23 protein-coding genes and 6 tRNA genes are annotated in these 20,330 nt (G+C 52.6%); all 29 read left to right on the plus strand.

Features of this window, described 5'->3' with window-relative positions:
- Positions 1-2: 2 nt before the first annotated feature.
- On the plus strand, positions 3-1,373 hold the full coding sequence (gene pepV / locus FH749_15560) for a dipeptidase PepV (GenBank protein ID MTI96866.1): 1,371 nt from the start codon (positions 3-5) through the stop codon (positions 1,371-1,373).
- The gene (locus FH749_15565; protein ID MTI96867.1) at positions 1,373-1,936 is read left to right on the plus strand and encodes a hypothetical protein; all 564 of its coding nucleotides are present in this window, start codon (positions 1,373-1,375) and stop codon (positions 1,934-1,936) included. The genes pepV and FH749_15565 overlap by 1 nt, the downstream gene beginning before the upstream one ends.
- Entirely contained in the window at positions 1,933-2,721 is a 789-nt protein-coding gene (locus FH749_15570) for a hypothetical protein (protein ID MTI96868.1), read from the plus strand. Before FH749_15565 ends, FH749_15570 begins: the two co-directional genes overlap by 4 nt.
- Positions 2,722-3,630: a tRNA epoxyqueuosine(34) reductase QueG gene (queG, locus tag FH749_15575; protein ID MTI96869.1), complete on the plus strand. Its 909-nt coding sequence runs from the start codon at positions 2,722-2,724 to the stop codon at positions 3,628-3,630.
- Between the two features lie 75 nt (positions 3,631-3,705).
- A complete protein-coding gene (locus tag FH749_15580; GenBank protein ID MTI96870.1) occupies positions 3,706-4,227 on the plus strand; it encodes a hypothetical protein in 522 nt (173 codons plus the stop codon).
- A gap of 97 nt (positions 4,228-4,324) precedes the next feature.
- The gene (locus tag FH749_15585) at positions 4,325-4,783 is read left to right on the plus strand and encodes a MarR family transcriptional regulator (protein MTI96871.1); all 459 of its coding nucleotides are present in this window, start codon (positions 4,325-4,327) and stop codon (positions 4,781-4,783) included.
- A gap of 54 nt (positions 4,784-4,837) precedes the next feature.
- Positions 4,838-6,259 (plus strand): MATE family efflux transporter, encoded by a 1,422-nt coding sequence (locus FH749_15590; protein ID MTI96872.1) that lies wholly within the window; start codon positions 4,838-4,840, stop codon positions 6,257-6,259.
- A gap of 11 nt (positions 6,260-6,270) precedes the next feature.
- Positions 6,271-6,801 (plus strand): DUF2179 domain-containing protein, encoded by a 531-nt coding sequence (locus tag FH749_15595; GenBank protein ID MTI96873.1) that lies wholly within the window; start codon positions 6,271-6,273, stop codon positions 6,799-6,801.
- Between the two features lie 109 nt (positions 6,802-6,910).
- Entirely contained in the window at positions 6,911-7,729 is an 819-nt protein-coding gene (locus tag FH749_15600) for a glutamate racemase (protein ID MTI96874.1), read from the plus strand.
- 11 nt (positions 7,730-7,740) lie between these two features.
- Complete coding sequence (locus FH749_15605; protein MTI96875.1) at positions 7,741-8,154, plus strand: methylaspartate mutase subunit S; 414 nt, start codon at positions 7,741-7,743, stop codon at positions 8,152-8,154.
- Positions 8,154-9,485 (plus strand): MutL protein, encoded by a 1,332-nt coding sequence (locus FH749_15610; GenBank protein ID MTI96876.1) that lies wholly within the window; start codon positions 8,154-8,156, stop codon positions 9,483-9,485. The genes FH749_15605 and FH749_15610 overlap by 1 nt, the downstream gene beginning before the upstream one ends.
- 10 nt (positions 9,486-9,495) lie before the next feature.
- The gene (locus FH749_15615) at positions 9,496-10,941 is read left to right on the plus strand and encodes a methylaspartate mutase subunit E (protein ID MTI96877.1); all 1,446 of its coding nucleotides are present in this window, start codon (positions 9,496-9,498) and stop codon (positions 10,939-10,941) included.
- A 10-nt stretch (positions 10,942-10,951) separates the two neighbouring features.
- Complete coding sequence (locus FH749_15620) at positions 10,952-12,193, plus strand: methylaspartate ammonia-lyase (GenBank protein ID MTI96878.1); 1,242 nt, start codon at positions 10,952-10,954, stop codon at positions 12,191-12,193.
- A 61-nt stretch (positions 12,194-12,254) separates the two neighbouring features.
- Positions 12,255-13,286 (plus strand): GerMN domain-containing protein, encoded by a 1,032-nt coding sequence (locus FH749_15625; protein ID MTI96879.1) that lies wholly within the window; start codon positions 12,255-12,257, stop codon positions 13,284-13,286.
- 54 nt (positions 13,287-13,340) lie between these two features.
- Complete coding sequence (locus FH749_15630) at positions 13,341-14,693, plus strand: DUF1446 domain-containing protein (GenBank protein ID MTI96880.1); 1,353 nt, start codon at positions 13,341-13,343, stop codon at positions 14,691-14,693.
- Positions 14,686-15,036: a DUF4387 domain-containing protein gene (locus FH749_15635; GenBank protein ID MTI96881.1), complete on the plus strand. Its 351-nt coding sequence runs from the start codon at positions 14,686-14,688 to the stop codon at positions 15,034-15,036. Before FH749_15630 ends, FH749_15635 begins: the two co-directional genes overlap by 8 nt.
- A complete protein-coding gene (locus tag FH749_15640) occupies positions 15,014-15,871 on the plus strand; it encodes a fumarate hydratase (protein MTI96882.1) in 858 nt (285 codons plus the stop codon). Before FH749_15635 ends, FH749_15640 begins: the two co-directional genes overlap by 23 nt.
- Positions 15,871-16,428, plus strand: coding sequence for a Fe-S-containing hydro-lyase (locus FH749_15645; GenBank protein ID MTI96883.1), 558 nt, complete (start codon positions 15,871-15,873; stop codon positions 16,426-16,428). The genes FH749_15640 and FH749_15645 overlap by 1 nt, the downstream gene beginning before the upstream one ends.
- Before the next feature lie 31 nt (positions 16,429-16,459).
- Positions 16,460-17,365, plus strand: a complete 906-nt coding sequence (locus FH749_15650) for an alanine-tRNA synthetase second additional domain-containing protein (protein ID MTI96884.1) — start codon at positions 16,460-16,462, stop codon at positions 17,363-17,365.
- Positions 17,362-18,129 (plus strand): ribonuclease PH, encoded by a 768-nt coding sequence (locus FH749_15655; protein ID MTI96885.1) that lies wholly within the window; start codon positions 17,362-17,364, stop codon positions 18,127-18,129. Before FH749_15650 ends, FH749_15655 begins: the two co-directional genes overlap by 4 nt.
- Positions 18,104-18,703, plus strand: coding sequence for an RdgB/HAM1 family non-canonical purine NTP pyrophosphatase (gene rdgB / locus FH749_15660; protein MTI96886.1), 600 nt, complete (start codon positions 18,104-18,106; stop codon positions 18,701-18,703). Before FH749_15655 ends, rdgB begins: the two co-directional genes overlap by 26 nt.
- Positions 18,676-19,227, plus strand: a complete 552-nt coding sequence (locus FH749_15665; GenBank protein MTI96887.1) for a metallophosphoesterase — start codon at positions 18,676-18,678, stop codon at positions 19,225-19,227. Before rdgB ends, FH749_15665 begins: the two co-directional genes overlap by 28 nt.
- Positions 19,228-19,263: 36 nt before the next feature.
- Positions 19,264-19,337: transfer RNA gene (locus tag FH749_15670), tRNA-Gly, on the plus strand.
- Positions 19,338-19,396: 59 nt separating this feature from the next.
- Positions 19,397-19,472, plus strand: a tRNA-Arg gene (locus tag FH749_15675).
- 4 nt (positions 19,473-19,476) lie between these two features.
- Positions 19,477-19,553: transfer RNA gene (locus FH749_15680), tRNA-His, on the plus strand.
- Positions 19,554-19,567: 14 nt separating this feature from the next.
- Positions 19,568-19,643: transfer RNA gene (locus tag FH749_15685), tRNA-Gln, on the plus strand.
- A 12-nt stretch (positions 19,644-19,655) separates the two neighbouring features.
- Positions 19,656-19,731 (plus strand) — tRNA-Lys (locus FH749_15690).
- A gap of 5 nt (positions 19,732-19,736) precedes the next feature.
- Positions 19,737-19,820 (plus strand) — tRNA-Leu (locus FH749_15695).
- A 210-nt stretch (positions 19,821-20,030) separates the two neighbouring features.
- On the plus strand, positions 20,031-20,228 hold the full coding sequence (locus tag FH749_15700) for a hypothetical protein (protein ID MTI96888.1): 198 nt from the start codon (positions 20,031-20,033) through the stop codon (positions 20,226-20,228).
- Positions 20,229-20,330 lie beyond the last annotated feature (102 nt).

Here is a 20,330-nt window from a genome sequence, read left to right on the forward strand (position 1 = left end):
TCATGATTAGCACTGAGAAGTATCGTGATGCGGTGGTAAAGACTACAGTTGACCTGATTAAGATTCCCAGCGTAAAAGAGCCCGGAACAAAAGAGAAACCCTTTGGCGAGCCGATTGACCATGCACTGCGCTTTATGCTTGACAAAGGGCAGGAGCTGGGGTTTGATACCAAAAACTACGATGGCTATGCTGGTCATATTGAATTTGGGGAAGGCGAAGAAATTCTCGGCATTCTCTGTCACCTGGATGTTGTTCCCGCTGGTGATGACTGGTCCTATCCTCCTTTTGAAGGAGAAATTGCAGAAGGCAAGCTCTACGGAAGGGGAACATTGGACAACAAAGGGCCGGCAGTAGCAGTGCTTTATGCCATGGCTGCCCTCAAGGACGCGGGTTTTACGCCCCATAAACGGATTCGCCTGATCCTTGGCACTGATGAGGAAAGTGGTTGGGAGTGTATGCAGCATTATTTGGCCCACGCTGAAAAGCCGGATCTGGGCTTTACGCCCGATGCCGTGTTTCCGATAATCAATGCCGAAAAAGGAATTGTCATGGTGCGACTCCAGGGGCCGTGGCCGGAAAAAGAAGGCTACTCCCTCATGGAACTAAGAGGCGGTCACCGGGCAAATATGGTTCCCGACCGCTGTCTGATTCGCCTTTCCGGTGGCAATATGCCAGCTCTCGATGAATTTTTACCCCAGATCGGCGCCAACGAAGCGCAAGTTTCGGTGAACTCCATTGGGGCGGCCGTAGAGATTGAGGTCAGAGGTGTGTCGGCCCATGGCAGTACCCCGGAAAAAGGCGTGAACGCCATTGCCCATGCGCTGAAAATACTTGGGGGCTTAGGGTTTGACGGCGGGTTGACAGGTCTGCTGGCGGACAAAGTTGGGTTTGGTTGGGATGGCGAAGGCCTTAATCTCAAACTCTCCGATGCTGATTCAGGGCCGCTGACTTTAAATCTGGGCGTTATTAAATCCGAGGCAGAACATTTGAGCGCTGAGTTGGATATCCGTTACCCCATTAGCTTCAGCAAGGAAGAGATTCTCCAGCGTCTGCGCGCCAGTTTGCCCGATTCTGTGAGTGTCACCACGCTTGACAGCAAACCGCCGCTCTTTGTATCTCCCGAGAGCAAATTGATCAAGGTATTGCAGGATGTCTATACCAAACATACCGGCGACCCGGCAGAACTGATTGCAATCGGCGGGGGAACCTACGCCCGGGCATTGGACAATGCAGTTGCCTTCGGTCCGCTCTTCCCCGGACGGGAAGAGTTGGCGCACCAGAAGGATGAACATATATCTGTGGACGATTTGCTTATTATGACAAGAATCTTTGACGATGCGATAGCCCGTCTGGCAGAGGAGGATGGAAGCTGATGACTGTGTATTGGAATGCTCCCGGCGTGGAGAATACCGAGTACACCTGTCGCTTGGCAGTGGAACGTGCTGCCGAGCTGGGTATTGAGCAGATTGTTGTTGCCTCCAACACCGGGTACACTGCCGACTTTTTGTTGCACAAGATCTCGAATCTGGTTGTCGTGACGCATCAGGTGGGCTTCCGGGAGCCCGGTGAAGACGAAATGGGCTCTGGGAAACGGGAGGAATTGACTAAACAGGGTGTGAAGATTGTTACTGCCAGTCATCTTTTCGGCAATGTTGACAGAGCAGTGAGCAATAAATTCGGCGGCTTGTATCCGGGAGGGATTGTCGCTCATACTCTGCGGACATTTGGTCAGGGAACCAAGGTCTGCATGGAAATTGCCGTTATGGCTCTGGATGCCGGAGCAATCTCCTATGGCAAAGAGGTAATCGCTATTGGAGGGTCCCGTCGGGGCGCAGACACGGCAATGGTTCTCACTCCCGAGCATGCCAAAGATATATTCGACACACAGGTGCATGAATTGATTTGCAAACCAAGAACTGGGGGAGATAAGCGATGAAGGTTGGCATTGTCGGCAATGAAAGTGCTGTTGCGCCGGTTTATGAGTTAATAAGCCGACGAGACGGGGTTGAGCTCTGCTGGCTGGCAGGCGTGGAAGGCGGGGAGCAATTTGCTTGTCCCTGCTTTGCCGAGGCAGTAACTGCCATGGAGCAATCCCCGGTGGAGTTGGTGATTGACTGTACCGGGTGGGTCCAGGCCGGACCGGATGTAAAAGTTGTTGATAGTGAGTCAGCGATGATGCTTTTGGGATTGGGGAATCGAAATTTGCCTGCGATTACAGATGGAAGCACTTTGGGTGCAGCATCCAGCCAGATGGCCGATAACATTCAAAAGATCGTCGGTCATATTGAAGGGATGACCCGGAATGCAAACAAGTTGGCAGAAGCAGGCGCCCAGCTGGAAGTAGCTGCCCAGGGGATCCTGGCGGCACTGGAGCAAACCACGGACATCTTGAGCTCAATTACGCGGATTGCTAAACGCAGCAAGATTATCGGCCTAAACTCTGCGATAGAGGCAGCCCGGGTTGGCGAGGCGGGTCAAGGATTTATGATTGTCGCCGAAGAAATCAAGACTCTGGCAGATGACAGTTCCCAGTCGGTTCGGGAAATCCAACGGATACTTTCCGGTATCAAGCGTCGTTCATCCGAGTTTTCCGAACGCATCAATACCGTTCAGGATGTTTCCAGCAGTCAGCAGCAGGCGACCAAACAGATTGCCGATTTGCTCGACACCCTCAATCAGCTGGGGAATCAGCTAGTGACACTGAACGATACTGTTGCCTAGGTGGCGATTGAGTTGGACCTAAAGCAGTTTATTAAAGATCAGGCCCGGGCGCTGGGATTTTGCGGTGCCGGTTTCGCCGGCGCTCGCCTGGGCAGCGAGTATACCCGGCGCTTACAGGTGGCGATTCGTCCCCCCTATGTGCGCTGGGAACCGGAAGCAAGGACGAACGCCGCTTCATTACTTCCCGGGGCTCGCTCGGTGCTTGCACTTGCCTTTCCCTATCGGGAGCGGATGGGACTGCAACTGCCCGCCCCCGGTCAGGGATATTTTTCTCCCTTTGCCCAGGCGCCAGATTATCATAGTCTGGTAGGAGAGAAAATCGAAGCGCTGATATCAAAAATCTCCCAGCAGCTGCCCGATTTGCGATCGGCCTATCAGGTGGACAACGGGCCTTGCTCAGAGCGGGTTTGGGCGCTGGCCGCCGGGGTCGGCTGGCAGGGCAAGAATAATTTCATCATTGTGCCTGACGCCGGGTCCTTTGTTTGGCTGGGCTTGTTGGCGTTGGACATTCCCCTAGAACCCGATCAGCCCCTGGCTTCAGCTTGCGGAGATTGTACTCGCTGTCTCGAGGCCTGCCCCACCAATGCTTACCCCGAGGCCAACCGGTTTTTGTGGCCCCGGTGCATGGCATACTGGACTACCGACAAAGGGGAACTAAGTGAGGGCCAATGTCGAATGCTTTCTCGGCATCAAATCGTTTACGGGTGTGATTATTGTCAGTTGGCCTGTCCGCATAATCTGGTCCATGGCGAGCCGGGGACCGTAGAGCTTGCGCCGCTTTTTGACATCTCTGCCGCCGAATTTCGACGCCAGTTTGGCGACACTGCCTTCTGGCGCGGTCGCCGCGTCCTCCGTCGCAACGCCCGCATCGCCGCCGGTCAGCCACCGGGGACGTTTCTCATTGGCTGATTACCTGCGGCGGCGTGTATAAATTACTGCCTTTATAAAAACCTATAAACACTATATTAATTCAGGAGGCAGTGTATGAAGGACAAAAAACGCGCCCGTGAACTGGACAAAATTCGGCAGGACCAGCGCCAGCAATACCAGTCCTGGCAACCGACATCATCACTGACACCATTGGACCAGCTGCGACAGAAGTTGGCGGTTTTGGAGCAGGACGTGCGACAACAGCATCTTGACACCGATGCAGTATTGCAGGACACGTTCAGCCAGGTGACCACCGGTCTTGCCGATTCCCAGAGCACCGCCCAGTTAGAGCAAATGTGTCAAGCGCTTACGGGCCTGATTCAGGAACAGGGCTTGCAGGTGAGCGGCCAACAATATGAACAGGTTCTGTCGGAGTTGGACAAAGCAATCAGTAAGCAGATTCAGACCAGTACCAGTCAAGTAGTGCAAAGCCTGCAGCAAACGGTCACGGCACTTGCCCAATCCAACGCTGCTTTATTGGATTGTCAAAATTACAATCAAATGCTTCAAAATGTCTACCAAATGCAGTTGTTGTTAGCAAACTGGGAATCTGGCAGCGAATCAAAACTTAACTGAAAACAGCCGTTTTGGCTGTTTTTTCTTGACTGCATCGGAGAATATGGTATTCTAAATCATAAGAGATTCGTTTGTCGAAATATACGGGAGGTGTAGTATGGCAGACTTGACGTACGGTCCCTATGTGGAAGAGATAGAGATGTTAATCCGCCAGGTGAGCTTCGTTATTAAATGTCGGGGTAGAGACATACTCAACGATTTTGAAATAACGCCCCCTCAATTTAACGCCCTGCTGCTGTTGGCAGAACATGGAGATATGACGATTGGAGAACTGGGCAGCAGGATGTATCTGGCCAGCAGCACGGCAACAGACCTAATCGACCGTATGGAGCGCAATGATTTGGTGGAGAGGATACGCGATACAAATGACCGCCGGGTTGTGCGTTTGCATATGCTGGAAAATGGCCGCAAGATGATTGACGAAGTTATGGAGAGTCGTAAACGCTATCTTGATAACATTCTCGCCCACCTATCCGAGGCGGAGAAGAAGAAGCTTGTAGAATCTCTGGAGTCGATACACGAGTTGATGCGACACGAATACTCAAGAAAAACCTAATTTTTCCCGCGGCGCTTGCTGCGGTTATTTCTTGTCCTGGGAGATGAGTGCACATTGACAGCGAGAACAGATATGGTCCAACAGGTGGAAAACCTGGAGGACAAAAAACATATCCGTCGCATGGTTATGCTTTTGGCCTGGCCAGCAATTATGGAGATGTTTCTTTCTACTTTGGTTCAGTTTGTAGATACGGCGATGGTGGGGAGCCTGGGTTCAACAGCAATTGCAGCTGTTGGCGTCAGCAACTCGCCGATGTGGTTGTTGATGGGCATTTTTGCGGCTCTAGGGGTGGGCTCAACCGCGCTTGTGGCCCGGTTTGTCGGTGCTCGGCAAATTGAGGATGCCAACGCCGTTGCCCGGCAGTCATTGTTTATGGGATGCGCTTTGGCGGCATTGGTGACGATCCTTGCTTTGCTGTACGCAGACTGGGTGCCGCGGCTGATGGGGGCAGAACCGGAAGTTATTCCCCAGGCTGCCCTGTATATCAGAGTTATCAGCATCACCTTTGTGTTGCACTTTTCTTCATTTATCCTCTCGGGTGTACTGCGGGGTGCGGGTGACACCAAAACGCCGATGCGCATTAACGCAATGGCTAACATAATTAATATCGTAGCAAACTTTATGCTTATCTTCCCTACCAGAACAGTGGTGTTGGCCCTACCGGGAAGCACGGTTTTGGAACTGGTGGTGCCCGGTGCTGGCCTGGGGCTGTTCGGCGCCGCATTGGGGACGGCTTTGTCCCGGGGGATTGCCGGTGTAATTATGCTCTGGATTCTGTTCAGCGGCCGCCAGGGTGTAAAGGTCAATCTGCGCCCCCTGCGCTTCGACCTGCAGGTTATTCAGAGGATTATCAAAATAGGCCTGCCGGCCAGCGGTGAGCGTCTGATTATGTCTGGTGGCCACATGGTTTTTTCGGTGATTGTATTAGGCCTGGGTACTGCCCAATATGCTGCCCACCATTTGGCTATCGTTGCCGAATCTGTATCGTATATGCCTGGTTTCGGCTTTTCCATGGCCGCGACAACTTTAGTGGGCCAGGGATTGGGTGCAGGACGGCCGAAACTTGCGGCCGCCTGTGGTTATACTACTTGGTATCTGGGGGCACTGGTCATGGGCGGCATGGGCTTGATTTTCTTGGTATTTCCAGAACACTTGATTAGACTGTTTAATTCTGATCCGGAAATTGTAGCGTATGGGGCAATGTGTTTACGGATGGTGGCCCTGGCGCAATTGCCCTTTTCCTCATCGATGGTGCTTACTGGTGCACTGCGGGGCGCTGGCGATACGGTATGGCCATTAATTATTGCTGCAATCGGCATGTGGCCTGTGCGTCTTGGCTTGGCCGCGATTCTGGTGCTGTGGTTGGATATGGGGTTATTTGGCGCCTGGTTGGCTATGGTTGTAGATCTATGGGTGCGGGGAATTATCACCTTCCTCCGATTCCGCAGCGGTCATTGGCAAAGAGTTAAGGTTTAGGAGGGTTAGCTATGGATGGAGCTCTTATCACGGCGTTATTGATATTTGTTGCCCGGGTTTTGGACGTTTCCATGGGTACAATCCGTATGTTAATGTTGGTCAAGGGCAAACGGGTCAGTGCGTCTTTAGTTGGTTTTTTTGAGGTTATAATTTTTGTTGTCGCTTTGGGGCGAGTGGTCAATGAATTGGACCGGTGGGACTTTATTCTGGTCTATGCTTTGGGATTTGCAACCGGCAATCTGGTGGGTAGCTGGTTTGAGGAAAGAATGGCTTTGGGGCATATCGGTGTGCAAATCGTCACCAACTCAGAAAGCGACAGCTTCGTAAGCACCCTGCGGGAAGCGGGGTACGGGGTGACATTGACAGAAGGTTGGGGGAAGGATGGCCCTAAAGACATACTGACGGTGATCTTGCCTCGCAGACAGCTGCCTAGGTTGATGCAGGTGGTTAGCTCGCATGAACAGAGAGCATTTACAATTGTCATGGATGCTCGCAAAACTTTGGGTGGTTACTACCAACGTCAAAGACAGAAATCAAAGTAGGCAGCATGGCTGCCTCTTTTTTGTAATATAAATTTTTTGTGTTACATTGCAGGAAAATACTGATGGACGCAGAAATAAACAGGAGATTGGCACTGTCCATAGGTCCAATATGGAATGGAGGTTTGTCATGGAAGAGCGGGATAAAGCGATAGCTTTACTGGATTCCGGGGTTGGTGGTTTGACATTGGTGCGGGAGTTAAGAAACTTGTTGCCCGGGGAGAACATTGTCTATTTTGGCGATACCGCCAGGATGCCCTATGGGCCTCGCCCGGCTGCCCAGGTGCAAAGTTTTGCCCTGGAGATAATGGATTTTTTATATACTGCCCAGGATATCAAGATGGTAATTGTCGCCTGTAATACTGCCACTGCGGTAGGATTGGAACATTATCGGAAACATTTTCCGGTGCCAATCCTGGGGGTGTTGGAGCCGGGTGCGAAAGCAGCGGTAAATTTAACCCGGACCAAACGGGTGGGCGTAATCGGGACTGAAGGCACGATTGCAAGCAGGGCCTATCCCAGGACAATCTGTCAGCTTGATGAATCTGTGCAGGTCTTTGACCGTGCTTGTCCAATGTTTGTGCTTGTGGTGGAAAATCAATTGATTGATACTCCGGAAACCCTGCGGGTGGCCGAGAGCTATCTCGAGCCCTTGGTTCGAGAAAATGTAGATGCGCTGATTTTGGGCTGCACCCATTATCCTTTAATGGAACATGTAATCGCCCAGGTAATGGGCGAGTCGGTGGTCCTAGTTAATTCGGCCTGGTTTACAGCTTCAACCGCCCGTGAAAAACTGGCGGAAATGGACCTGTTACGTAGCGGTTCTTGTGGCTGGCAGCGGTTTTTCGTCAGTGGTGAACCGGCAAATTTTGAACAAATCGGCAGGCGGCTTTTGGGTTACGATTTAAAGGCATACCGAGTGACTTTTTAGGGGGGCTGTTTGTGAAAGTAACAATTGTGCTGGGGGTAATCGGGTCCGATGTTCATGCCATCGGCAACAGAATCCTCGATTATGCGTTTACCCAAGCGGGGTTTAAAGTGGTGAACATCGGGGTGCTCGCATCCCAGGCGGAATTTGTGCAGGCGGCGGTAGAGACAGACGCCCGGGCAATCCTGGTTTCTTCCCTGTACGGACACGGGGAGTTGGACTGCCGGGGACTTCGGGAGGCATGTATTGAGGCAGGAATTGGCGATATCCTGCTCTATGCGGGCGGTAATTTGGTGGTGGGGAAACAGGATTGGGCGCCGGTGCAAAAAAAATTCCTGGATATGGGGTTTGACCGTGCCTATCCGCCGGGAACGATGCCCGATGAGGCGATTCGTGATTTACGGGAGGACTTGGGGGTAGATAGTTAATGGAGCTGTTCTTGCTTGCCGATGTTGGCAGTACATATACCAAATTACTTGCTGTCGACCCAACAGGCAAGATTGTTGCCCGTGCAAGCGCTTATACCACTGTCCAGACCGATGTAAGTGAAGGGTTTGCCCGCGCCCGGAAGGAGATTGAACGGCAGTCCGGGCACAGTGATTTTTCTGTCCTGGCCTGTAGCAGCGCCGCGGGCGGCCTGACCATGGTTGCCTGTGGGTTGGTTCCAGAACTGACCGGTCAGGCAGCCCGGTTGGCTGTCTTGGGCGCCGGCGCCAAACTATTATATGTTTTGGGCTACCGCATCAATCCTGGCGAGCTGGAACGGTTGAACCAAGTGAAGCCGGATATGCTTCTATTGGCTGGAGGCACCGACGGCGGTAACCGCGATATTCTGTTAAACAACGCAGATACGCTGGCCAAAGGACTCTACCCGCTGCCGGTGATTGTGGCCGGAAACAAGGATTGTGCCCAAGAGGCAGCGGATATACTGGCCAGTGCCGGTTTTCCCGTTTCTGTGGCCGGAAACGTGATGCCGGAACTGGGCGAGTTGGATATCGAGCCGGCGCGGGAAAGCATCCGGGACTTATTTTTGCGACATATCGTTGAGGCCAAAGGCATGAATAAACTAAGCGACCTGTTGGCTGCCCCGTTGATGCCAACCCCGGCAGCAGTTTTCCAGGGAGGACAGTTGCTGGCCGAGGATTATCCGGAACTTTTGCTGGTGGATGTGGGTGGCGCCACCACTGATGTTTACACCTTTGGCGGTCTATTGCTTGCGCCGGGGATGGTTAGACGCGGTTTGAAGCCGCCCCGGGAGATGCGGACGGTTGAGGCAGATATTGGTATGCGCTACAGCCTTGCCAGTCTTGTGGAGCAAGTTGATTCCAACCTGTTTGAGCGCAGTGCAGCTTGGCGCCAAGAGCTGGACTTGATGTTGGCCAGTCCGGATTACCTCGTCAGTGATAGAGGGAACGAGTTTGAGGCGGCGCTGGCAGCGGAAGCTGTTCGTCTGGCTGTCGGCCGTCACGCCGGGACCCTGGAGCGGGTTTATTCGCCCATGGGTCACATTGATGTTTTGCGGGGCAAAGATTTAAGGACGATTAAAACAATTGTCGGCGTTGGCGGCGTTTTGGTTAACAGCTCCCATCCTGGTCAGATTCTTCAGGGGGCGCTCGCTCCTCACCCCGAACGCCTGATGCCGGTCGATGCCCGGCTTTTACTGGACAGCGACTATATTTTGGCTGCAGCAGGCCTGCTGGCGTCCCTGGCGCCCGAGGCTGCCCGGACTTTACTAAAAAACAGTCTGATTTCCGTTTAAGGAGGCAATCATGGATATTTTAAACAAACGCTGGTCAGAAGCAAAACTGTTGAATGTGCGACAGTCGGTGCTTGACGCCTGGCCCACCGGCAAAGACGTGGATCTGCAAGAGGCAGTTAAATATCAGGAGAACATTCCTCTTTCCAAACGGTTTTCCCATGTTCTGGCGAAAGCCGAAGCCAAGGGCACCACTTTGGTACAGCCCCGGGCCGGTGTAGCATTAGTGGATGAGCATATCGAATTGCTGCGTTATCTGCAGACAGAAGGCGGCGCCGATTGCCTGCCGACGACAATCGACAGTTATACACGGCAAAACCGTTATCAGGAAGCGGAGAAGGGAATTGAAGAAAGTAAACTCAGCGGCCGGTCGCTGCTCAACGGGTTCCCGGCTGTGAATCACGGGGTGGCCGCTTGTCGGAAAGTTGTGGAGTCGGTAGATGTGCCATTGCAGGTTCGTCACGGAACCCCCGATGCCCGGTTGCTTGTGGAAATTACACTGGCCGGCGGTTTTACGGATATTGAGGGTGGGGGAATCTCCTACAACATTCCCTATGCCAAGGAAGTGCCCCTGGAGCAGACAATCTATGACTGGCAGTATGTAGACCGATTGATTGGCTGGTATCAAGACCAGGGCATCGAAATTAACAGAGAGCCCTTTGGCCCGCTGACTGGTACGTTAGTTCCGCCTTCAGTATCTCATGCGGTGGGCATCCTTGAGGCATTATTGGCCGCGGAACAGGGCGTACGCCATGTAACTTTGGGTTATGGGCAGTGCGGTAACCTGGTTCAGGATATTGCTGCAATAGCCACTCTCCGTGAGCTGGCAAATGAATATCTTGTTGCCGGAAATTATGATGTGAAGGTCACGACAGTGTTTCACCAATGGATGGGGGGATTCCCCCAGGATGAGGCCAAATCATTTGGCGTCATTGGTCTGGGGGCTACTGCCGGCGCTTTGGCCGGGGCAACAAAGATAATAGTTAAAACACCCCATGAGGCCTTTGGAATTCCTACCAAGGATGCTAACGCCCAGGGAATAAAGACTACGAAACAGATTGTGAACATGTTCCGGGACCAAGGGAGTTTAACCAGCGGTCAGGTCAGTGAAGAAAAGGACATAATTGCGGCCGAAACCCGTTGCATTCTTGATGCAGTCTACAAACTGGGCGAGGGAGATTGGGCATTAGGTGCAGTCCGGGCCTTTAGCGCGGGAGTGCTGGACGTTCCCTTTGCGCCCAGCCGCTACAATAACGGTCGTTTGCTCCCAGCGCGAGATAACGCCGGTGCGGTGCGTCTGTTGGACTTGGGTAATTTGCCCTTTACTGACGACATTAAAGAGTTCCACCGTCGTAAGCTGGAAGAACGGGGACGTGAGGAAGGTCGGGAACCAAGTTTCCAAATGGTAATTGACGACATCTATGCAATCGGCAAGGGAATGCTGGTTGGCAGACCATAGGAGGAGACGAATGAAAGTAACTGAAGTGTTAGCAGCCCCAGGGCTGACAGGTTTTTTTTACGATGACCAGCGGGCAATCAAAGCTGGTGCGGAGAGTGACGGGTTTGCCTATCGGGGTGCGGCAGTTACCCCGGGGTTCCGTACAATCCGCCAGCGGGGAGAAAGTCTTTCGCTGCTGTTTAAACTTGATGATGGCAGCGTTGTCTGGGGTGATTGTGCCGCAGTACAATACTCAGGCGCAGGCGGCCGAGATCCATTGTTTTTGGCGGATGTGTACGCCGAAAAAGTGCTGACGCCGCTGCGGGAGTTCTTTGTCGGCAGGGAAATAGCTGCAGGATTCCGCGAGACAATGAATAACTTTTATCAATTTTGTGAGGAAACCGATTTTCCCCGGCACGCCGCCCTTCGTTATGGAATCAGCCAGGCAGTGCTGGCTGCCGTGGCCCAGGCCCGCCGCCTGACAATGGCGGAGGTTATAGCGGATGAATTTTCGCTAACGCCCCATTTTAAACCAGTACCGGTCTTTTGTCAGACGGGCGATGAACGTTATGTGAATGCGGACAAGATGATTCTCAAAGGTGTCGATGTCATTCCCCACGGATTGATAAATAATATCCCCGATAAATTAGGAGCCAGGGGCGAAAAACTTCTCGACTATATCCAGTGGCTGCGAGACCGTTGTCACGCTATTGGCGCCCCAGGCTATAAGCCGGTTCTGCATATTGATGTCTACGGCACCCTGGGCCTAGCGTTTGAGAACGATTTGGAAACCGTTGCCCAGTACCTGGTAAGGGCGGGAGCGGCGGCTGGCCCCCTGCAATTGCGCATTGAGGGACCAGTGGATATGGAGGACAAGGGGCTTACGATCCAGGCGCTGGCCGAATTGCGCCAGCGGGTGGAAGCCGCGGGCAGCAGCGTGGAGATTGTCGCCGATGAGTGGTGCAACACGCTGGAAGATATAAAGGATTTTGCCGATGCTGGCGCCGGGCATATGCTGCAGATAAAGACCCCCGATTTGGGCGGTGTGGAGAATTTGGTGGAGGCGGTGCGCTACTGTAAACAAACAGGTTTGGGCGCATATCTGGGTGGGACCTGTAACGAAACGGATCAGTCGGCCCGAGTTTGTGTCAATATCGCTGTTGCCACCGGCCCTGATCAGATGCTGGCCAAGCCCGGTATGGGTGTGGACGAAGGCTTGATGGTTGTGTATAACGAAATGCAAAGGGTGTTGGCGATTATCAATTCCCGGTAATGAAATAATTTCCTTCCCATTCACATATATATAGGTGAGAAAACAGCGGGAGGGAATTAACTTGAGCCTGAAGAAGTACCTTTGCGGGGCGCTTGTCTTAATGCTAATATTCGTCAGCGGTTGCGGCGTTGTCGACTGGGTTTTCCCTGAGGATGAGGAACCTCTGCCCGGGGATGAAGATTACGAATTCCAGGAGCCAGGGGAAGAAGAGGGCGAACCGGATGATGATCCTACCTTCGGTGAAGCAGGGACCAGGGAAGTGACGCTGTATTTTGCCGATAACCTGGCGCGGCACATTGTGTCAACGACCTATTCAATACCAGATAGGGAGGGAATCGGTCAGGAGGTTGTCCGGCATCTGGTGGAAGGCGGACCGGCCCAGGATTTTCTGACCAACAGTGGCTTAAAGGCTGTTTTGCCGGCAGGAACCCAGGTTATTGGCATGAACATCAAGGACGGATTGTGCACTGTCGATCTGAGCAGAGAGTTTTTGAACGCAGCTGATGATATCCATGAGCAGCTGATGCTGGATTCTTTGGTTTATAGCTTGACCGAGTTTTCCACTATAGACAAAGTGGTGCTCTGGATTGAGGGCCGTCCGATTAACGAATTGACCCACGGCACACCGGTCGACGCAGAAATGACGCGAAGTAGATCCTTGAATCTAGAGCCGGGCGCCGGCTATGGATCCCAGGTGACAATTTATGTGCAACTGGATAATTTGGCCCAACCGATGTTGGTGCCTGTTACCCGGACAATCGCGCCTGCCACTGATCTGGCAGGCGCGGCCCTGAACCAGTTAATCCAGGGTCCGATGGCAGGCATGGGGCTCAGCGGCGTTATGCCGGTAACCACCGAGGTGCGGGATTTTAGCGTAGAAGGCAGCACTGCCATTGTGGATTTCAGCAGAGACATGGCTGAAGCAGATAATTTGCCCCTGGCGGTGATGGCGGTTGTCATGACACTAACCGAATTTGCCAATGTGGATGATGTCAAAATAACTATTTCCGGACAAACCATAGAACTGCCAGACGGCAAGCTGCTTTCGGAGCCGGTTATGCGCCCGGGTTCTCCCAATCCCCTTGCCTTTTAGCAGGGGAATTTTTTGTATCTGCTTCAGGACAAGCTAAGAGAAGGAGGTTTATAAATGCGCAAATTAACTGTTTTGTCCCCGACCGCTATCCTTGGTTACGGCTTTCCCAAAGAATCTTTTGAACGCGGATTGCAACATAACCCCGATGTGATTGCTGTGGACGCCGGCTCAGTAGACCCCGGGCCATATTACTTGGGAGCCGGGGTATCCTTTACCGATAAGGCAGCAGTAAAGCGGGATTTAGAGATTATTCTCCCCGCTGCCCGCAAGCGGAATATTCCCGTATTAATCGGTTCGGCCGGCGGCGCCGGCGCAAAGCCCCATTTAGAATGGACCGAGGAGATTATCAAAGAAATAGCTGCCGAACAAGACTTGGCGTTTAAACTGGCGTTGATTGCGGCCGATGTCGACGAGGAATTGCTGCTGGACAATCTGGAGAGCACCGAGCCCCTAGGGCCAATTGCGCCCCTTAATAAAGAAACTGTCCAACAAACTAGCAATATTGTCGCCCAGATGGGTGTTGAGCCAATTGTCGCCGCGTTAGACGCCGGCGCTGATGTGGTGCTAGCTGGACGCGCCTACGACCCGACTGTGTTTGCTGCTGAGGCCGTGCGTCGCGGCTTTGACCCCGGTCCGGCTCTGCACATGGGTAAAATCCTTGAATGTGCTGCGATTGCGGCTGAGCCGGGCAGCGGCCGGGATTGCATGGTTGGCATTCTCGATGGGGATGGATTTGAGATCTTCCCGCCCAACCCCCAACGGCAGTGCACCATCAAGTCGGTGGCTGCCCATTCACTGTATGAGAAATCCAATCCCTGGCTGCTGCCCGGGCCGGGAGGCAGCCTGGATTTGCAGGACACGATTTATGAACAGGTGGAACCGGGGCGGGTCCGGGTCACCGGTACCCGGTATGTCGCCGATAAGCATTATAGGTTAAAATTGGAGGGCGCCCGCCTGGTGGGCTATCGCACTCTCGCCATCGCCGGTATCCGGGATCCTCTGATGATCAAAGAACTGCGCTCTATTCTCGACGCTGTTTCAGATTCGGTGCGGGAGAATTTTGAGTCGGTGCCCGATTATAAGCTTAATTTCCTTTGTTACGGATTAGATGGGGTGATGAAGGAGCTAGAGCCCACGCCGCAGCCCGGTCACGAAGTTGGTTTGATTATCGATGTGGTGGCCGGCACCCAGGACGACGCAAATACCATTTGCTCGTACTGTCGTTCCACTCTGCTGCATTACGGTTACCCGGGACGAGTATCTACAGCCGGTAATCTGGCATTACCCTACTCACCCTCAGACCTTAAAGCCGGTCCAGTTTATGAGTTTTCGGTGCATCATTTGCTGGCGGTGCCTGTGGAATTTAGGCCGCTTATTCAAGAAGTGGGGGGCAAGAGTGATGGTTAAACAGATCCCGATAACCGATTTGGCGGTGGTAATCCGCAGCAAAAATTCCGGTCCTTTGGAGCTGACCTTTGATATTATCTTCAAAGATCAGCAAAGTTTTGACCTCGCCGTGGCGTCGGGAATTTTTAGCCCGGCTCTGTTTGCAGACCTGTATAAAATTCCTGAATCCCGGGTGCTTAGTGTTGTGGAGTATGCGCCGGCGCGGGCAATCAAGGCGACAATTTTACGGAACACTGTGGCTGGTTCAGTGGGGGACACTGATGTCTATGGCGCCCAGCAACATGCGCCGCTTCTGGCAATTACTGTTCCGATGGAGGGTGATGAAGATGCGGATCAAGGCTGAACAGATTACTAATGCAGTTTACAGGTTATGTTTGGAGGCCAACAGAAACTTGCCTCCGGATGTCTGCGCAGCCCTGGCTAATGCCGTCAAGCGGGAACAATCGGACCTGAGCAAAAATGTCTTAGAATTGTTACAAGAAAATGCCCGAATTGCCCGGGATGAGAAGGTGCCGATCTGTCAGGACACCGGGATGGTTGTGGTGTTTGTGGAGCTGGGCAGGGACTTGCTGGTTCAAGGTGACCTAAATCAAGCAATAAATGCCGGTGTAGCCCGGGCATATGCCGACGGGTATTTCCGTAAATCAATTGTCGGGCATCCGCTGGAGCGCAAAAACACCGGCGATAACACGCCGGCCGTGATTCACCTCACTCTGGCGCCGGGGGCTTGCATGAAAATTACGGTGGCGCCCAAGGGCTTTGGCAGCGAAAACATGGGCGGAATCAAAATGCTCAAGCCAGCCCAGGGCCGCCAAGGTGTTGTTGATTATGTGGTTTCGGTGGTAGACCAGGCAGGCGCCAACCCTTGTCCGCCAATCATCGTTGGAGTTGGTCTGGGGGGGACAATGGAGTATGCGGCGCTGCTGGCCAAAAAGGCATTGTTGCGGGAAGTTGGAAAAACTGCGGAGCATCCGCTGGACAAAGAATTGGAGACCGAGATCTTTAAGCGCGTGAACCAATTGGGGATTGGCCCCCAGGGTTATGGCGGCTCAGAGACTGCCTTTGCGGTCCACGTGGAGTCTTACCCCACCCACATTGCCGGTTTGCCGGTTGCGGTCAATATCAACTGCCATGCCGCCAGACATGCTGAAACTGTGTTACAGGGAGAGGAATGCTGATGGAGGCAACCAAACTGAAGACGCCGTTGACCAGGGAACAGACTGCGAAGCTGGAGGCGGGTCAGAGCTGCTTGCTGAGCGGCACTATCTACACGGCCCGGGATGCGGCCCATAAACGGCTGGTGGAACTTTTGGATAATGGACAGTCCCTGCCGGTTGATTTGGCCGGACAAGTTATTTATTATGTTGGTCCCTGTCCGGCGCCTCCGGGTAAAGTTATTGGCTCGGCCGGGCCGACTACCAGTATGCGCATGGACAGTTACACACCGGCAATTCTCAAGGCCGGGGTACGGGCAGTTATCGGCAAAGGCGACCGGGGCCCGGAAGTTGTGGAAGCACTCAAAGAACAGGGCGCAGTGTATCTCGGCGCAATTGGCGGCGCCGGGGCCTTGATTGCCCGTCATATTCGCAAGGCAGAGGTGGTTGCGTTCCCCGATCTCGGGCCAGAGGCAATCCACCGTCTGGAGGTCGAGGATCTACCGGTAATTGTACTCATAGATAGCGCCGGCAATAATTTCTATCGAATCGGCCGAAATAATTTTACCTCCCGGCAATGATTGGGTATACTTAGCCCAGGGGGTGGTTAAAATGTACTCTATTACCCAGGAAACCCTTATTCATGCCACATATTTCGCTCCCCGGGGCAAAAACCGTTTACAGCTGTTGGGATTTCATCTCGCTCAACGTTATTTGAGTCCTGACGACCGGCTGATAGGATTTGTCGGCGACTCCGGCGCTGGCAAATCTCTGTTAATCCGGGGCATGTTCCCCGGGCTGGAGCTGACCAATGATGATGAGGGGGTCAATATTCGCCCACTGCCCCTTAGTCGGCAGCATGAGGACGGGCGGTATCTGGCCCATACATATCACGTAGACGCACGCTTTGAAATCGCTTTCCAACAAGGGTGGCAATTGGCCGACTCAATTCGGGACGCTGTAATGGCAGGGAAGCGGGTGGTGGTCGAACACTTCGACCATATTTACCCGGTGTTAAAGATGAATCCGGCAGTGCTGATTGGGGTGGGGGAAGAAGTTATTATCACCCGTCCCGGCGTTTTTGGCCCGTTGCCTGGCGAGATTTCCGGAATTGTCTACAAGTCAATTCAATACCGGAAAATGGTGCACACTGCCGAGGATTTGACATCAAAAGTTCTGGTTGAGATGGGCTATGAACGGCCCAAGTTCCACAGCGACATTCGCCATGGTTTTTTGCTAGAGTTTCCCGAGAAGCCTGAATTCGATCTTGAATATGTGGAAAAACGGGTTAAAGAACTTATCGAAGCAGATTTGGACATCCACTACCATGATGAGGATCATATCCGCATAGGAAAACGGAGTGTATTCCCTTGTTCAGGGCCCCGGATTCATGTGCGCAGGACCAGTGAAATCAAGGGGTTCCGTCTACTCAAGGAAATCCAATGGGATCCGGTAAACAAGCTTTATTATTTGGCCGGCATGGTAGGGGAAAAACATACTGGAGGTATCGGAGCATGAGATTAGGAAACAGGCTTCCTGAGCAACTGCGGTCGGTTCGGATTACTCCCCGGATTAATAAGCACGCGGAAGGTTCAGTTTTGATTGAATGCGGCGACACGCAGGTAATTTGCACGGCAACAATTGAAGAGAAAATCCCTCCTTTTCTTAAAGGGAGCGGTCAGGGCTGGGTTACAGCCGAATACTCGATGTTACCTCGCGCCACTGGCGTGCGCAATATCCGGGAGGCTGCCCGGGGCAAAATCGGCGGCCGTACCTATGAAATTCAAAGATTAATCGGACGTTCACTGCGCTCAGTGGTCAACCTGGTTCAGTTAGGAGAGCGTACCATCTGGCTGGATTGTGACGTGATTCAGGCCGATGGCGGCACCCGCACTGCGTCGATTACCGGCGCCTTTGTCGCCATGGTTTTGGCAATGCAGAAATTAGTGGAGACGGAAAAACTAGAACGAATTCCGGTCACCGACTATCTCTCGGCAGTCAGCGTCGGCATTGTTCAAGGCAAACCGCTTTTGGATCTTGACTTTACTGAAGATTCCCAGGCCCAAGTGGATATGAATGTGGTTAAAACAGGGGCGGGGCGGTTTGTAGAGATTCAGGGAACGGCAGAGGAATATCCCTTCGCCCAGAACGAGTTGGAGCAGCTGCTGGCCTTGGCCAATACAGGCACCCAGCAGCTTGTGGAAGCGCAAAAACAGCATCTAACGTTCTTTAAACCCATGGAAGGCGGGAACGACAATGAAGCTGGTAGCGGCAACGTTTAATCGTCACAAGGTAGAGGAAATCAGCGCGATTTTGGCGCCGCTTGGCCTCAGCGTTCAGTCATTAGCTGAGTATACCGACAAGCAACCAGTGGAAGACGGAGACAGTTTTGAGGCCAATGCACTGATAAAAGCCCGTTATGGCTATCAGCTTACCGGTCTGCCGACGATTGCCGATGATTCCGGACTGGAGGTTGACGCCCTTTCGGGGGCGCCAGGTGTTCATTCAGCCCGTTTTGCCGGCGAAAACGCCAGCGACGATGACAACAATCGCAAGCTTTTGACTTTGCTTGCCGATGTTCCCAGGTCCGAGCGCAAAGCCAGGTTCCGGTGCGCCATCGCACTGGTGAGCGGCGATGACATTTTAACCGCCGAGGGTAGCTGTGAGGGGGAAATCCTCACCTCTCCCCAGGGAAGTGGCGGCTTTGGTTATGACCCCTTGTTCTGGCTGCCCCAGGAGGGCAAGTCGATGGCTGAGCTGCCCCCTGAACATAAAAACCAGGTCAGTCACCGGGCCCGGGCGCTGGCAGAGCTGGCTCGTGTCCTCAAATCCAGGGGGTGGGGACAATCAAGATAATAGTTTTCAGTGATACCCACCGCAGCCGCCCAGTTCTTAAGCATACCCGCAAAATTTTACAAACGGAGAAGCCGGATTTGCTTTTGCATGCCGGCGACAATTATCAAGACTTTTTGTGGCTCAAGAATGCGAGCGATATCCCCGGACACGGGGTGTGTGGTAATTGTGATTATGATGTGAGCGATTGCAAAAACGAACTGATTTTTGAATATCAAAATGTTAAATTTTTGCTTTGTCACGGACATCAGTATAATGTTAAATTTACCCTGAACAATCTTTACTACCGGGCCCAGGAATTGGACGTAAATGTTGCAGTATTTGGCCATACCCACATGGCAGCGATTGAACAGGAGACAGGGATTACACTGTTTAACCCTGGCAGTCTTTACCAACCCCGGGGCAATGATATCTACAGCTATGGTATTATTCACGTCGATAATGGCAAAATTAATTGTGAACTGAAAGAAGTTGATCCAGCTGTTTACTATGCAATAAGCGGTTTGTTTGCAAAAATGTTTTTTTGACAAAAACCGCAATTTGTTTATAATATATTAATGCGAGCGGGTATAGCTCAGTGGTAGAGCTCCAGCTTCCCAAGCTGGCTATGTGGGTTCGATTCCCATTACCCGCTCCAAATCATCTTGACAAAGTGGCAGCTGGCATGTTATATTGCTTCTTGTCCGCTGCTTTTGCACGCCTGTAGCTCAGGGGACAGAGCAACGGACTTCTAATCCGTCGGTCGGGGGTTCGAATCCCTCCAGGCGTACCATATGGTGGGTGTAGCTCAGTTGGTTAGAGCACCAGATTGTGGCTCTGGGGGCCGAGGGTTCGAATCCCTTCACTCACCCCAAATTAACTAAATACTGGGGCGTAGCCAAGTTGGTAAGGCACGGGACTTTGACTCCCGCATGCGTAGGTTCGAGTCCTGCCGCCCCAGCCATTTTTTATTTTTGGGCCATTAGCTCAGTTGGTAGAGCACCTGACTTTTAATCAGGGTGTCGATGGTTCGAATCCATCATGGCTCACCATTCGTGCGAGAGTGGTGGAACTGGCAGACACGCTAGACTTAGGATCTAGTGCCCTAGGTGTGTGGGTTCGACTCCCACCTCTCGCACCACTTATAAATCAAATCCCGGCAAGCGCCGGGATTTTTTTGATACAACCGGACCGGGGGACAGGTCCCTTGTCCGAGAATTGGATGATTTACGGGTAGGGATAGGGTTTTTGTCCTGCATTTATTTGCCAAAAACCTTATCCAGGGGTCGCTTGTCTAATTGGCAGATTAGGAACAAACCAATCCAGTCATGCTAAGAAGGAGGTGGATTCCATGGATATTAGCAGTTTAGTGGAGCGTGCCCGGTCCGGCGATGAAGAGGCATTTTGCAAACTGATTGAGGCCAGAAAAGAATCAGTGTACAAAATTGCCTATTGTTACGTAAAAAATCAGCAAGACGCCCTTGATATTGTTGGGGAAGCGGTTTACAAAGCGTATATATCCATGATTCCACTGCAGATATGGTCGTAATGACCACCAATTAGTTTAATTAGCATCTACCCATGGCCATTATTAGGCTAGTATCCCCATTGGAGGGTATGGCTGGGGACTTATCCCTCAGTAGCCACCCTC

It is taken from the genome of Bacillota bacterium (assembly GCA_009711825.1).
Taxonomy (GTDB): Bacteria; Bacillota; Proteinivoracia; order UBA4975; family VEMY01; genus VEMY01.